The organism is Mesorhizobium sp. Arg314 (assembly GCF_053714275.1).
Window position 1 is genome coordinate 1 of sequence record NZ_JBSKBP010000301.1, and the last position, 329, is coordinate 329.

Below are 329 nucleotides of genomic sequence, written 5' to 3' on the forward strand. Positions count from 1 at the left end.
GCCGACTTCGCGCAGCTTGATGTTCATGCTTCGTTCGGTCTTAGCGTGCCTGGGAAAGCAGATCTTGTTCCGACCCCTTGATGTGCCGATGGTCCTGTTCGATCCGATTGTTCAAATACTGGCTCCGGCGGATGCCGATCGGCTTCAGCCGGCGCTGGGCGCGATCCTGCACGCGATTTGTGGTGTCGCAGGAAAGGATCGCCTCGTGATTTGTCTGGCTACCGTCGATGACGAAGCGATCCGGTCGGCGATGACGCTCCAGCGCCTTTCTGAAGAAGCGCTTGGTCGCCGGCAGGCCGCGCTGCTCGCTAAACCAAAACTCGACTGTG

1 pseudogene is annotated in these 329 nt (G+C 59.6%); it reads right to left on the reverse strand.

The features are described 5' to 3' along the window. Nucleotides 1-55: 55 nt before the first annotated feature. Nucleotides 56-329: pseudogene (locus tag ACWGS9_RS35590) on the reverse strand (DDE-type integrase/transposase/recombinase); the annotation flags it as partial.